At 34.2% G+C, this 13,555-nt stretch carries 13 protein-coding genes; 4 read left to right on the top strand and 9 right to left on the bottom strand.

Annotated elements, in window-relative coordinates:
- Window positions 1-177: 177 nt before the first annotated feature.
- The 3 genes from BB050_RS08065 to BB050_RS08055 all read right to left on the bottom strand — a co-directional run bounded on the left by BB050_RS08065 (window position 178) and on the right by BB050_RS08055 (window position 2,783).
- The gene (locus tag BB050_RS08065) at window positions 178-831 is read right to left on the bottom strand and encodes an HD domain-containing protein (protein ID WP_066033222.1); all 654 of its coding nucleotides are present in this window, start codon (window positions 829-831) and stop codon (window positions 178-180) included.
- 164 nt (window positions 832-995) lie between these two features.
- The gene (locus BB050_RS08060; protein WP_066033221.1) at window positions 996-1,991 is read right to left on the bottom strand and encodes an acyl-ACP desaturase; all 996 of its coding nucleotides are present in this window, start codon (window positions 1,989-1,991) and stop codon (window positions 996-998) included.
- Window positions 1,992-2,036: 45 nt separating this feature from the next.
- Window positions 2,037-2,783, bottom strand: coding sequence for a lysophospholipid acyltransferase family protein (locus BB050_RS08055; RefSeq protein ID WP_066033220.1), 747 nt, complete (start codon window positions 2,781-2,783; stop codon window positions 2,037-2,039).
- Window positions 2,784-2,908: 125 nt separating this feature from the next.
- Here BB050_RS08055 and rnpA point away from each other — a divergent pair, with 125 nt between their 5' ends.
- From rnpA to BB050_RS08035, 4 genes are all read left to right on the top strand, one after another.
- Window positions 2,909-3,313: a ribonuclease P protein component gene (gene rnpA / locus BB050_RS08050; RefSeq protein ID WP_066033219.1), complete on the top strand. Its 405-nt coding sequence runs from the start codon at window positions 2,909-2,911 to the stop codon at window positions 3,311-3,313.
- Window positions 3,314-3,383: 70 nt separating this feature from the next.
- Window positions 3,384-4,220: a DUF4349 domain-containing protein gene (locus tag BB050_RS08045; RefSeq protein WP_066033218.1), complete on the top strand. Its 837-nt coding sequence runs from the start codon at window positions 3,384-3,386 to the stop codon at window positions 4,218-4,220.
- 2 nt (window positions 4,221-4,222) lie between these two features.
- Entirely contained in the window at window positions 4,223-5,860 is a 1,638-nt protein-coding gene (locus BB050_RS08040; protein WP_066033217.1) for a S41 family peptidase, read from the top strand.
- 3 nt (window positions 5,861-5,863) lie between these two features.
- A complete protein-coding gene (locus BB050_RS08035; RefSeq protein ID WP_066033216.1) occupies window positions 5,864-6,667 on the top strand; it encodes an OmpA family protein in 804 nt (267 codons plus the stop codon).
- Window positions 6,668-6,757: 90 nt separating this feature from the next.
- Here the strand turns inward: BB050_RS08035 and BB050_RS08030 are convergent, their stop codons facing one another.
- From BB050_RS08030 to BB050_RS08005, 6 genes are all read right to left on the bottom strand, one after another.
- Window positions 6,758-7,204, bottom strand: a complete 447-nt coding sequence (locus tag BB050_RS08030) for a GNAT family N-acetyltransferase (protein WP_066033215.1) — start codon at window positions 7,202-7,204, stop codon at window positions 6,758-6,760.
- Between the two features lie 163 nt (window positions 7,205-7,367).
- A complete protein-coding gene (locus tag BB050_RS08025) occupies window positions 7,368-8,009 on the bottom strand; it encodes a DUF1579 domain-containing protein (protein WP_066033214.1) in 642 nt (213 codons plus the stop codon).
- Between the two features lie 241 nt (window positions 8,010-8,250).
- Window positions 8,251-9,219, bottom strand: a complete 969-nt coding sequence (locus BB050_RS08020) for a DUF4837 family protein (protein WP_066033213.1) — start codon at window positions 9,217-9,219, stop codon at window positions 8,251-8,253.
- A 46-nt stretch (window positions 9,220-9,265) separates the two neighbouring features.
- Window positions 9,266-11,077 carry a LysM peptidoglycan-binding domain-containing protein gene (locus BB050_RS08015; RefSeq protein ID WP_066033212.1) on the bottom strand — a complete coding sequence of 604 codons (1,812 nt, stop codon included), beginning with the start codon at window positions 11,075-11,077 and terminating at the stop codon, window positions 9,266-9,268.
- Between the two features lie 110 nt (window positions 11,078-11,187).
- On the bottom strand, window positions 11,188-12,375 hold the full coding sequence (locus tag BB050_RS08010; protein WP_066033211.1) for a phosphoglycerate kinase: 1,188 nt from the start codon (window positions 12,373-12,375) through the stop codon (window positions 11,188-11,190).
- A gap of 158 nt (window positions 12,376-12,533) precedes the next feature.
- Window positions 12,534-13,514 carry a PorP/SprF family type IX secretion system membrane protein gene (locus BB050_RS08005; protein ID WP_035691536.1) on the bottom strand — a complete coding sequence of 327 codons (981 nt, stop codon included), beginning with the start codon at window positions 13,512-13,514 and terminating at the stop codon, window positions 12,534-12,536.
- Between the last annotated feature and the right edge of the window lie 41 nt (window positions 13,515-13,555).

Genomic DNA, 13,555 nt, shown 5'->3' with positions numbered 1-13,555 from the left:
AAATAACAGCATCACGAAGTTATTATGGTTTTCAATTGGATTTTTATGCGCTTTTATAATTATGTGTCTCTTAAAATCGAGATTATAAATCCGTATAAACTTCTATAAAGAAATCATCACCAAATAAAAAACGGCTCTAGATTAGAGACGTTTTTCTTTTTTATATCTAAATGAAATTTATTTCACTCCTTCCCATTCTGCATAAAATTGAGCAAGAAAAGTTTCCATGAAACGATGTCTTTCAGCAGCGATTTCTTTTCCTTTAGCTGTGTTCATTTTATCCTTTAAAAGTAAGAGCTTTTCGTAGAAATGATTAATAGTTGGAGCGTTGTTCTTTTTATACTCCTCTTTTGTCATATTAGTTACAGGTTCTATTTCTGGATTGTATAAAGCTCGGTTCTTAAATCCGCCATAATTAAAAGCTCTTGCAACACCAATTGCACCAATCGCATCGAGACGATCGGCATCTTGAACAACATTCAATTCGACAGAAGAGAATTTCTTTTCAAAATTTCCGCCTTTATAAGAGATATTTTCAATGATCTTGACAACATGGTCAATTATATCCTCAGAAACATTTTCGACTTCTAAAAACGCTCTTGCTGTTTTTGGCCCAATAGTTTCATCTCCGTTATGAAATTTACTATCGGCTATATCGTGCAATAAAGCGCCCAATTCTACAATCGTAAGATCACATTCTGTCTCTTTTGCAATCAGCAACGCGTTTTTGTAAACACGCTCGATATGAAACCAATCATGACCGCCTTCGGCATCGTTTAGTTTTTCTTTTACAAAAGCAATAGTTTTAATAATTAATGCTGAGTCACTCATTTAGAGGTTTTTACGTTTTATAAAAAATGTTGATTGCCAAAGATTTTAAATCTCCAACAATCAACAAATATGTTTTAAAGCAACAATGTTGCTTTTTAAATTTCAATCTAAAAATTCCAAATTCCAATCTAAAAATCTGAAATCTACTTTCTAAAATCTAAAATTTAAAGTCTCGCTGGTTCAACCCATTTAAAGATATGCGATTCTTTAGGGATTACTATTCTTTCTGAGATCTTCGCCATACGAGCTGGCAATTTCATTAAGAAGTCTCGTGCTTTTTCTGCTTCATCAGACAGATTGGTAATTTTATCGATTTCCCATTTGTTGATCAATTTCTGCATGATTTCAACATAATCATTTGCAGTATAAACACCAATACGCTGAGCTGAATCAGAAAACTGCTCGAAAGCACTACTGATTTTTTGACCAGATTCTCTTAAAAAATGAGCCGGCATAACGATTTTCTGCTTCATCATGTATTGAAAAGCCAGCATCATTTCGCTCGGATCTACTTGGAAAATTCTAGTTACAAATTCGCTATAGGCATGGTGGTGACGCATTTCGTCTCCTGCAATCATTTTGCACATTTTAGACAACTTGTTATCGCCAAATTTCTTAGCCATTTGCGCTACTCTGTTGTGCGAAACATAAGTTGCTAATTCCTGAAAACTAGTATATACAAAGTTCTTGTACGGGTCAGTTCCAGTTCCAATATCAAAACCGTCGTTGATCAAATGCTGTGTAGTCATTTCGATTTCACGCATGTTTACACGACCAGACAAATACAAGTATTTATTTAAAAGATCTCCATGACGGTTTTCTTCTCCAGTCCACTGTCGTACCCATTTGGCCCAACCGTTTCCTTGACCTTCTTGTTGTTGATCAATTCCTTCTACATCCATTAACCATGACTCATATGTAGGCAATGCTTCCTCAGTGATGGTATCACCAACAAGCGTAACCCAGAAATCGTACGGAAGTTCTTTGGCAATCTCGCGTAATTCTTTTACCTCTTCAAAGAAATTTTCTCCTTGAGAATCTGGTAAGAAATCCGATGGCTGCCAAATTTTTTCCACTGGAATTAAATACTGTTCGACGAAGCTATCCACGTTTTTTTCCAAAAACTGCATTACTTCTAATCTAATGTTTTTTATAGACATTACTTATTATAGATTTGGGTTTTTCATTTTAGCTCGGACTAAAACTTAAACCTGTTTATATTCATTTATTCCTTCCTTAACTGCTTTTTCAGTAATCTCCATCAGCTCTTCAAATTTGTAATCTTTAACAGCTAAAGGTTTGTGAGCTGTAAACTTCAGATGATTTCCTAAACCAACAGGAAAAAAACCAAACTTTACCATTTTCCAAGAATTATTGATGCTTACTGGTACAACATATGCAGATGGTGCATATTTGCATAAGATTTTTAAACCGCTTTGCGCAAATTCTTTTGGTATTCCTGTCTTACTTCTTGTTCCTTCCGGAAAGATTACGGCAGATCTTGTGTTTTTTTCGATATATTCAGACAAGCCTTTGATAACTGGTATCGCTTGTTTAGGGTCTTTTCGGTCAATTAAGACAGATCCTCCGTATTTCAAATTAAAAGAAACACTCGGAATTCCGCTTCCTAACTCCTTCTTACTTACAAATTTACAATGAAAACGTCTAAAATACCAAATCATTGCCACGATATCGTACATACTTTGGTGATTTGCCACAAAAATGATTGGCGCACCCTTCGGAACCGTGTCTACACCTTCAACTGTATATCTTGTTCCAACAAGATTTGTACATTTTAAAAGGGAGAAATTTAAATAATCAACACTTTTTTTGTGAGCCTGGTAGCCAAAAACATTTAAACAAATCCACTGAATTGGATGAAAAACAGCCAAACATAAACCAAATAATAAATAGTAAATTACCGATATTGGATAAGAAATAATTTTTTCCATGCTTCAAAAATTAATGCGCAAAAGTAGTAAATATATTTTTAGACTTATTAAAATTGAAAACAATAACTGTTTTTATGGTTTAATTGTACCTTTGCACTAGAATTTGCAAATCTTTTCTGAATTAAATGAACTTTACTTACCCTAAAAACGAGCGTTTAAAAAGCAAAACGACAATTGGTTTACTATTTTCTGAAGGAAAATCGGTGTCCAAATATCCGCTTCGTTTGGTTTACCGTCAAGTGGAGGCAAATTCAGAAGAACAAACTAAGATTGGCGTTTCGGTTTCTAAGAAATATTTCAAGAAGGCCGTTGATCGTAATTACTTCAAAAGGGTTTTGAGAGAAACTTATCGTTTGAACAAACATTTACTTTTGGATAACTTGGATCAGCCTTACTCGATAATGCTTTTTTATCAGACCAAAGACCGTTTATCTTACCAAGAAATCAATACTAAAATGATTCAGTTGTTTGAGAAATTCACAGCTCAGATAAACAAAACCCAAGATTCTGATACGAAAACAGAAGCGTAAATTTCAAAAGGTAAGATTATTATTCAAGTTAGACAAAAAAATCGTAGTTTTAGCTCTAAATTGAAATTTTATGCGTCAACTTTTCTTTTTATCTGTTTTATTTTTAGCGCTTTTTGGTTGTAGTAAATCTGAAGCTGAGAGTAATGATGTTGCAGTAAGCGCCGTTATGGTTCCGCCACCGCCACCTGCTGGAGCGAGTGAGTCTAATAGAAAAGATCAAGATTTAAATAAATCATCAAAAACTAAGATTCCGCAGAAAATAATCAAGCAGGGATCGCTTCGATTTGAAACAGATAATTTAGAAAACACTTATAATCAAATTCAAAAAGCGGTTTCAGACAACAAGGCAAGAATCATAAACGATTCTGAAGGGAAGGATTACAACAGTGTTTACAGAAGCCTTACTGTAAAAGTACCTAGTCAGAATTTTGATCGTTTTATCAATAATGTTTCAAAAGGTGTTTCTTATTTTGAAGTTAAAAATATATCCGCAGAAGACGTAACTGAACAATTTATTGATTTAACTTCAAGATTACATACGAAGAAAAAACTAGAAGAACGCTATTTGCAAATCTTACAGAAAGCGACTAAAGTAAGCGAGATATTAGAAATTGAAAAACAAATTTCAGCTATCCGAGAAGAAATAGAATCCAAAGAAGGTCAGCTTAAATATTTAGAAAGCCGTGTTTCTGAGAGCACAGTCACAATTGACTTTTACAAAACAATAGCTGAAAAAGAAGGCATTAAAATATCCTATGGATCAAAAATCTGGAACGCACTTAAATCAGGATTCTACAGTTTATCCGATTTTTTAATTTCGTTAATCAGCGTTTGGCCGTTTGTTATCCTGTTTTGTGTATTTGCCTATTTTATTAGAAGAAGATTAAAAAGAAGAAAAAAAGAATAATCATGTATCCGTATTTCAAAAAGAAATTTATTATACCAGTCGCTGCGGCGGGAATGTTGTTTGTTGGAACCAGTTTTAGAGAAGATTTTTTTGAAATTGCCAAACAGATCGAAATTTTTACAACTTTGTTTAAAGCTGTAAACACCAATTATGTCGACGAAACCAATCCAGGCGATTTGATGGATAAAGCCATCAAAAGCATGTTAGGAAGTTTAGACCCATATACGGTTTATTTTAACGAGCAAGATGTTGTAAACTTTAAAATCAACAATACTGGAGAATATACGGGGATTGGCGCTTTGATTTCTAGAAAAAATGACCGTTTAATTGTTCGTGAACCTTATAAAAATTATCCAGCCGATAAAGCTGGACTAAAAGCTGGCGATGAAATTATCCAAATTGGTGATGTTTTGATTGCTGATTTCAAGGATGATGCTTCTCAATTATTGAAAGGAACAAAAAACACTAAAATCAATATCAAATATCTTCGTCAGGGAAAACCAAATACTACGGTTTTGGTTTTGGATGAAGTGGATATTAAATCTGTTCCATTTTACGGAAAAATTGATGATAAAACAGGTTATATCGTTTTGGCACATTTTAGCAGAAAAGCTTCTGCAGAAGTAAAGGATGCTCTTGAAAAATTAAAGGCCGATGGCGCCAAACAAATTGTTTTGGATTTAAGAGGAAATCCTGGAGGTTTACTAAATGAGGCTATTGATATCTGTAATTTATTTGTTCCGAAGAATGAAGTAATTGTTACGACTAAATCACGAATTGAAAAACATAACAATACTTATAAAACACAGAAAGAACCAGTTGACACTGAAATTCCGTTAGCCATTTTAGTAAACGGAAGAAGTGCTTCGGCTTCTGAAATTGTTTCTGGTGCTTTGCAGGATTTAGACCGTGCCGTTATTTTAGGAAGCAGAAGTTTCGGAAAAGGTTTAGTACAGCGTTCGGTTGATTTAACCTACGGAACTCAGCTGAAAGTAACTATTTCTAGATATTATACGCCTTCTGGAAGATGTATTCAGGCTTTGGATTATGCTCATAAAGATAAAAATGGCGTGGCTCAGAAAACTGATGCTAAAAATTATAATGCTTTTAAAACCAGAAAAGGAAGAACAGTTTATGATGGCGGAGGAGTTTTGCCTGATATCGAATTGGAAGAGGCAAAAACCAGTGCCATTGCAACAGCTTTAATTAAAAACGACGGTGTATTTGATTATGCTACAACATATTATTACAAAAATCCAAATTTAGGAGATAAGATTCCAACTTTGACAGATGCAGATTACACTGCTTTCAAACAATATCTAAAAACGAATAAAATCACTTTTGACACAGATACTGAAATCGCGTTGAAAAATACTTTAGCTGCAGCTAAAAAAGAAAAAATAGACGAGACCATTACTGCCGAATATCAGCAATTGTTAACTGCTTTAGAAAAAAGCGAAACTACTTTACTGGATAAAAACCAAAAAGAAATCAAAAACATGATTTTGGAAGAGTTGATCAAGAGATATCAATATCAAGAAGGTTTATATCAGTATTATCTAAAAAACAATTCAGAAATTAAAAGAGCAGTTAGCGTATTAAATAATCCTACAGAATATAAAACGATATTAAAAATGTAGTGAATGAAGATAACTCTAGCCCTGACTCTTTTTTCATTTTATACAGTAACGGCACAGCAAAAACCTGTTGAAACTATTTATTTTGAATTTGACAGGTATGATCTGACAGATAGACAAATTACTGTTGTTTCAAACTTTATAAAAAACATAGACACGGCAAACGTTGAGTCTATACAGATTTATGGCTATTGTGACGATCGCGGCAATGATGAGTATAACTTTAGATTATCAAATAATCGCGCCAATACGATTCAGAATCTATTGATTAAGAAAGGATTCAATCAGAGTAAAATTATAATTCTTGAAGGAAAAGGACGTGTTGTCGTAAAACCGGATACGGTAGAAAATCTGTACGAGACACGTTTGCGAAATCGGCGGGTTGACTTAATTGTTGTTAAGAAAAATAGTTTTGGGAAAGGAGTTCACACTTCATTCAAAGACAATTTAAAAGTGGGCGATAAAGTATATTTAGAGTCTATTTTATTTGATATTGGAAGTGCTAAACTTACTAGCAATTCTAAAAAAGAACTGGATAAAATTGCAGCCATACTTCAAAATCATAGAAATCTTAATTTTGAAATAAGAGGTCATGTTTGCTGCACTCCAGAAATTTACAGCGATGGAATTGACAGAGATACCAAAGAAAGAAGACTTTCCTGGAACCGCGCCAAAACTGTTTTCCACTATTTAATGTCCAAAAAAATATCAAAAAGCCGCATGACATATGTTGGGTGTGGCAATCGATATCCGTTGGGAAGAGGCGATAATTACGATCGGCGAGTGGAATTTGTGATTACGAAAATTTAGTTTTTACTAAGCTTCTAAGATGCTGAGTTACTAAGATTCTAAGATTTTTTGCTTATTGGAAAAATCATTGCGGATTTACTTCCTTTTTAATTATTCTCTCACCATTTCTATGTGCGGAATATCATCTTCTAAATACATTTCGCTAGTTTGAACAAAACCGTGGCTTTCGTAGAATTTCTTCAAATACAATTGTGCGCCAATCGTGATTTTATCTTGTCCAAAATTGGATTTAATTCCAGCTATTGCTTCGCGCATTAATTCGTGTCCCCATTTTCTATCTCTATAATTGGCGTCTACAACTACTCTTCCGATAGAAGCATTATCAAAACTAATTCCGGCATCAAATAAACGTGAATACGCGACAATTTTACCTTCAAACTCTCCAATTAGATGCAAAGCCTTCTTGTCTTTCCCGTCAAGATCCAAATAAACGCAATTTTGCTCTACTACAAAGATTTCACTTCTCAGTTTGAGCAAATCATATAACTCGTGAACAGTTAATGCCTCAAAAGGCTTTATTTTCCATTTTAATTCCATTTCTGCTGTTGTTTTTGCTGCGAAGGCTCGAAGACGCTAAATTATATTATTTTTTTAGCTTCGCTAAAGTTTTTTTAGAAATTGCAAAGGCACAAAATTGTATCTCATTGAAATAAAACTTTGTGCCTTTCTGCCTATGTTTCTGTGAACCTAGAAAATAAAACTACTTTTTCGTCATCACGATTTCCATGCTTTTATATTCGGTTCCGTTTTTTGTATCGTACATTTCCATTTTTCGGGTTTTAGCATCTACGATCGTGTACACTTCTCTATACTTGGTGTTTTTTGCGGTTACTGGATCGGCCATTTCTCCGAAATATTCTATACTCTTGGTACTTTCGTTATACTTTCCTCTACTGGTCATCATACCAGTTCCCATATTATCTATAAATGTGGAAATGTATTCTTTACTAGCATTATTATAACCAACCGTTCCTTTACCTTCAAACGGCTGTCCCATCATCGTTCCTTTATAAGTTGCTTCTTGAAAGCGTCCGCCTAAGATCATTTTGATCTCTGCGACAGAAGTTTCTTTTTCGGGTTTTGCATTGGCATCCGACCAGAATGTCATATCGCAATTCCATGTTCCAACTTCATCAGCAAGTATTTTATGCGGATTGCCTGGCGTTGCATATTCCTGCCAAGCTTTCATCTGCGCCGCAGAATCTAATGGTGCTTCGGCAACAGGTTCTTCCGTTTTAACAGAATCTGTTGCTGCTGGAGTTGTCGATTCTACCTTCACTTCTTTTTTACAAGAAATAAAACACAGGGTTATTATTGCTAAGGTTGCGGTTAATTTTTTCATAACTATTTGTTTTTATGTTTGTTATGAATAAAAGTACGAAAAATTTTGTTTGTTTTATTTTGTTCCAGGTTTCATGTTTCAAGTTGATATACTTTGGCTTTTTAACCGCGAAGTTCGCAAAGGATTTGCGCAGAGGACGCTAAGATGATAAGAAGTTGAAGTTCTCTGAGAAATGCGCACAATTAATCGTCAAGACGTTGAAACTTGAAACCCCAAACTTGAAACTTGAAACAAAAAACTCCTATCGTTTGTCGATTCTCACTGTTTTTATTATCGCTTCGAGTTCTAACATTAAATCGCGTTCTTGATGTGAGGGTGAATATGAGAATCCTTCGATAACCAAAACACGGTTAAAGGTTTCATCAATAATAGCATAGTTGATAAAAGGTCCGGTCATGAAATCATTTTTCAATTCCCATGTTCCTTTTGTTTCGAATGCGTTTTTATTGTCTAAAGTTACTTTTGAAAAATAGGGTGCGTATGCTTCACTGGTAATCATTTGGGTGTTAGGTTCGCGACCTTGTATATATTTCCCAATCGAATCCCGCATTTTGACAATTGCATTGACAACATCTTTTTTCTTCTTGAAATTATAAAGCGGAATCTGGTAAATTAATAAACTAGTATTGCCACTTATAATTTCTTTCTTAAGCCAGATGAATTTCTTTTTGTGCAACATATATTCATATCCTGTCGGAATCTGAATATTAATATGAAATTTATTTTTTATGATCGCTTTATTTAACAGTGAGGTACTGTTGTCATCCTGAATTTTCTCAATTTCAGCTTCATGAATAATTTTAATTATTTGCGGGGCGTTTAACTCAATACTACAAATAATATCATCTACAGATTTCCCGTATATACGGAATGTATTGTGAGGTAATGTTTTACTTCGAATGATTTCGAATTTATCTACAGGTGCTTTTTTGACCACAATAATGCTTCGGCTATCGGTCACAAAACCTTCAAGCAATCTGGCTGGATATTGATTTATGGTAAAAAGCGGTTCTTCTTGGGTAAGTCCAAGGACCGGAGAGGCAAATTTATTTCTGATGCTATCGCCCACTTCTCCATACCACAATTGGTCATCGATAATGACCGAAATGGTATTCGTTTTTCCAGAAACTGTTTCATTTTGCTTTTCACTTTTGAAACAAGAAGTCAGGAAAAATGGAATTAATAGCAATAAAAAATGGGTTTTATTCATTTTTTTAATTTATGAAATAAAACCCAAATTTAATAAGATTATTCTATTATCCGTTTATTTTAAGTTTCATTCCCGGTTTAATATCTTCATCTTTAATGCCATTCCATTTTTTAATATCTGAAATTGTTACTCCAGGATATTTTTTAGAAATGCTATATAAAGAATCTCCTTTTTTAACGTAATAATCTTCACTAACGTTTTTAGAAGGTGCTTTTTTCTTGAATGAATCAACCGAGTTTGATGCAATTGCTGTTGAAGCCGGCTCTTCTATAACGACCGCAGCTTTAGAAATAATCAATGTTTTTCCTAAACCAATGTTATTTGAAGTTAAATTATTAAGTTCTTTTAACTCCGCAATAGTCGTACCGAATTTTTTTGCAATGCTTCCTAAATTATCTCCAGCCACCACAACATAGTCCATATCTACAGCTGTTTTCTCTTTATTTTCTGCAGATGCAATTGCTTGTTCTTTATCTACAACAGCAGGAAGAGTTTTAACAGGAGCCTCTTCTTCTGCTTTAATTTTTAGGCTTCGTCCAATTGCTACAGCATTTGTTTTTAAGTTATTCCATTTTTTAATATCTGAAATACTTACATCATACTTTGCGGCAATTGCACCTAAATTATCTCCTTTTCTGACTTTATAAAATTCAAAATCTCCATTATCAACCGGAGGTGGTTTTACAGCTGCTGGTTTCGCTTTTGGCGTATATTTAACTGCCAATCGAGATGAAGTGGTTCTAAACTCTGCATCATGTTTTACGTAAGCATAAATCTGTTCTTCGTTGGAAACAAATGTTGCGATTTTATCTTTTGGAAGTCTGATAAAATGCTGTTCTCCCTGATAAAACGGAATAACTCCCATTTTGTATGACGGATTTAAAAGCTGAATTTGAGATTGTGGCATGTCTAACAAATCGGCAAGCTGTTTGAAAGACATTTGATTTTTGACCGCTACTGTATCCGTTTCAAAATTTTTAACCACAGCTCTTTCTGGATTAATGCCATGTTCTTTATGGTATTCAAAAAGGTACATTGTAGCTAAGAAAGCAGGAACATAACCTTGAGTTTCTTTTGGAAGATAATTACGAATGTCCCAGTATTTTGTTTTTCCGCCAGAACGACGAATTGCTTTTGTCACATTTCCTGGACCTGAGTTGTAAGAAGCTAACACCAGCTCCCAGTCACCAAAGATATTGAACATTTTGGTCATGTATTCTGATGCTGCGGCTGTAGCTTTAAGAGGGTCGCTTCTTTCATCAATATAAGAATCGATTTTCAAAGCGTATTGTTTTCCGGTTCCGTACATAAACTGCCAAAGACCCGTAGCGCCCATTTTAGAAACTGCTTTAGGATTTAAAGCAGATTCTACAACGGCTAAATATTTTATTTCCAAAGGAACATTTTGTTTGGCAAAAGCATCCTCGAAAATTGGAAAATAATATTCTGATAAAGCCATTAATCGAGAAAACGATTTTTTACGGTTCTTAAGAAATGACTTTATTATATTTTCTAAACCTTGATTGTATTCAATTTCAAAAGGTGATTTCTGATTCATAGCCGCCAAACGCTGTTTTAGCAGTTCGGTTGGGAGTTCTTCATCAACAGTAACATCTTTATTAATGGTTTGAATGTCTTTAGTCAGATCATCATAAATATCCAGACTTACTAATTCGTTCATCCATAAACTATCTACTTTTGCTGCAAGATCGTTTTTTTTGAATGTGCTCTTAATAGAATCTAAATATGAAAGCTTAACCTCTGGCTTCAGTTCCAAATCTGTTTTTGCCGTTTCCTGTGCACACACAGCTAACGAGAAGAAAGCCGAAACCACAATCGAAAATTTCCTTACAATCATATAACATTATTTTAAAATTCTGTAATTCAAACAATTACAAGAGTTGTATTTTTGCAAATCTAAGCCCTTTATTGAAGAAAACTGTTTAAAAAAATGTTAATTGTGATTTTTTAGTCTAAAATCGCTGCGATTCCAGGTAAAATTCTTCCTTCTAACATTTCAAGCATAGCCCCGCCACCAGTGGAAACGTAGCTCATTTTATCTTCAAATCCGAACTGTTTTACTGCTGCAACAGAATCTCCACCACCAACTAATGAAAATGCTCCATTTGCTGTAGCTTCTGCGATATAATCTCCTAATGCGATTGTTCCTTTAGAGAAAGTTTCCATTTCGAAAACTCCTAATGGACCATTCCAAAGAATTGTTTTAGAATCTAAAATTACTTTTTTGAAGTTTTCTAAAGATTTTGGACCTGCATCTAAACCTTGCCATCCGTCAGGAATTGCCGTTACATCTACAACCTGAGTATTTGCACTGTTTGAGAAATCGTCTGCTGCAATAACATCAACAGGAATATGTACCTGAACTCCTTTCTCTTTAGCTAATCTTAAAATATCAAGAGCTAAATCTAATTTGTCATCTTCGCAGATAGACTCACCGATTTTTCCGCCTTGAGCTTTAATAAAAGTAAAAGTCATACCTCCTCCAATAATCATGTGATCTACTTTATCTAAGATATTTTCGATAACGGTGATTTTAGAAGAAACTTTTGAACCACCAAGAACAGCAGTTACAGGTTTTTCACTGTTTTTAAGAACTTTATTTAAACTGTCAATTTCTTTTGCCAATAATGTTCCGAAACATTTATCGTTTGGAAAAAATTGTGCGATAATTGTAGTAGATGCATGTGCTCTGTGAGCAGTACCAAATGCATCGTTTACATAAATATCTCCAAGAGAAGCCAATTCTTTAGCGAAAGCTACATCTCCAGCTTCTTCTTCAGCGTGGAAACGTAAATTTTCTAATAAAAGAACTTCGCCTGGCTTTAAATCTTTTGCTGCAGTTTGAGCTGGTTCTCCAACGCAGTTTTCAGCAAATTTAACTTGAACTCCTAAAATCTCAGAAGCTGTTTTTAAGATATGTTTTAGAGAATATTTCTCTTCTGCTCCTTTTGGTCTTCCTAAGTGCGACATTAAAATCACACTTCCGCCTTGTTTTAAAATTGTATCGATTGTTGGTTTTGCAGCCTCAATACGTGTCGTATCTGTTACATTAAAATTTTCATCCAATGGCACATTGAAGTCAACACGGATAACTGCTTTTTTATTTTTAAAATCGAAATCGTTTAAAGTTTTCATCTGCTAATTTTTTTAATTTTTTGAAAGAATAACAAATATAGAACTTTTAGCGAAGTCTAAATTTCAAAAAAGCAAAAATAATCCAGTAATAAAAACGAAAACGTTGTAAATTATGAAAACAAACAAAATAATTCTTAAAGATGATAAAAATTATTTGTCTAATCGTGAACCGGACTTTGTGTACAAGGACAGTTACTGATTGATTGCAAGAAGTCAAATCCGATTGTGATGGAATGTGTTCCTGTGTTATACGCTCCAAGACCATTAAACATCAACTGGTAAGAGTATGCAAAATAGAATTTAGATTTCATAAAACCAGCCATTGGTCCCATTGCCAAAGGTTTTGGGAACTGGTCATTTAAGAAACGGTAAGAAACTCCGATCCAATAGTAATCTTCGTAGCGATTGTAACGTCTGTATTTGAAGTTTAAATCGGTTGTAGAACGCTGGTCACTTGCAAAGTACTGCAAGAATACCGATGGTTCGTATTCGATACGTCTATTTTCTCCGTCTCTAAAAGTGAATCCTGAGTAAACCTGAAAGTTAGAGAGTAGATCTGGTTCTACTCCTCTATACTTATCAGTGTTTTTCTTTAAAACGTTGTTGGCGTTAAAACTAAAGTAAAATCCTTTGTTACGGTACAATGCACTAATATCAAAGTTGTTGTTTGAGTTATAACGATTGTCTGTAATTGAAGGGTCTAATGCTACTGGAACACCATTTACGTCTCCGGTAAAATTACCCGTTTCGATTCTAAAACTATTAAAGTTGTACGATATACCAAAAGATAAATATTGCTCTGAACGATAATCTAAAATCAAGTGGTGCGCAAAAGAAACTTTGGCCCCGGTTTGTCTTGTATTACCATTGCTATCATTATACAATGAAATACCTACTCCAGAACGATCTAGAACACGAAAATCGGCGTACAATGATTGGTTGTCTGGTGCATCTTTAATTCCGACCCACTGTGTTAAACCATTGGCTCTAATACGGAGATTATCTCCAATACCTGCATACGCAGGAGAAAGAATAAAAGGGTTATCAGCTAAATACTGGGTAAACACTGGTAGGTTTAACTCTTGGCTGTAACTTGTTGTTACAGCCATGAGTACTAAGGATAAAATAAACTTTTTCATTGTAATAATTTTTTTAGATAACATCATTGGGGCTATAATTT

Origin of the sequence: Flavobacterium anhuiense, from assembly GCF_001705175.1 — a bacterium.
Lineage (GTDB): Bacteria > Bacteroidota > Bacteroidia > Flavobacteriales > Flavobacteriaceae > Flavobacterium > Flavobacterium anhuiense.
This window is presented reverse-complemented; position numbering and strand designations above follow the sequence as displayed.

Coding starts and splice junctions, on each gene's coding strand:
- BB050_RS08020 (WP_066033213.1), bottom strand. CDS start 9,219: ATGAATAAAACCCATTTTTTATTGCTATTAATTCCATTTTTCCTGACT.
- BB050_RS08060 (WP_066033221.1), bottom strand. CDS start 1,991: ATGTCTATAAAAAACATTAGATTAGAAGTAATGCAGTTTTTGGAAAAA.
- BB050_RS08055 (WP_066033220.1), bottom strand. CDS start 2,783: ATGGAAAAAATTATTTCTTATCCAATATCGGTAATTTACTATTTATTA.
- BB050_RS08025 (WP_066033214.1), bottom strand. CDS start 8,009: ATGAAAAAATTAACCGCAACCTTAGCAATAATAACCCTGTGTTTTATT.
- BB050_RS08015 (WP_066033212.1), bottom strand. CDS start 11,077: ATGATTGTAAGGAAATTTTCGATTGTGGTTTCGGCTTTCTTCTCGTTA.
- rnpA (WP_066033219.1), top strand. CDS start 2,909: ATGAACTTTACTTACCCTAAAAACGAGCGTTTAAAAAGCAAAACGACA.
- BB050_RS08030 (WP_066033215.1), bottom strand. CDS start 7,204: ATGGAATTAAAATGGAAAATAAAGCCTTTTGAGGCATTAACTGTTCAC.
- BB050_RS08005 (WP_035691536.1), bottom strand. CDS start 13,514: ATGAAAAAGTTTATTTTATCCTTAGTACTCATGGCTGTAACAACAAGT.
- BB050_RS08065 (WP_066033222.1), bottom strand. CDS start 831: ATGAGTGACTCAGCATTAATTATTAAAACTATTGCTTTTGTAAAAGAA.
- BB050_RS08045 (WP_066033218.1), top strand. CDS start 3,384: ATGCGTCAACTTTTCTTTTTATCTGTTTTATTTTTAGCGCTTTTTGGT.
- BB050_RS08010 (WP_066033211.1), bottom strand. CDS start 12,375: ATGAAAACTTTAAACGATTTCGATTTTAAAAATAAAAAAGCAGTTATC.
- BB050_RS08035 (WP_066033216.1), top strand. CDS start 5,864: ATGAAGATAACTCTAGCCCTGACTCTTTTTTCATTTTATACAGTAACG.
- BB050_RS08040 (WP_066033217.1), top strand. CDS start 4,223: ATGTATCCGTATTTCAAAAAGAAATTTATTATACCAGTCGCTGCGGCG.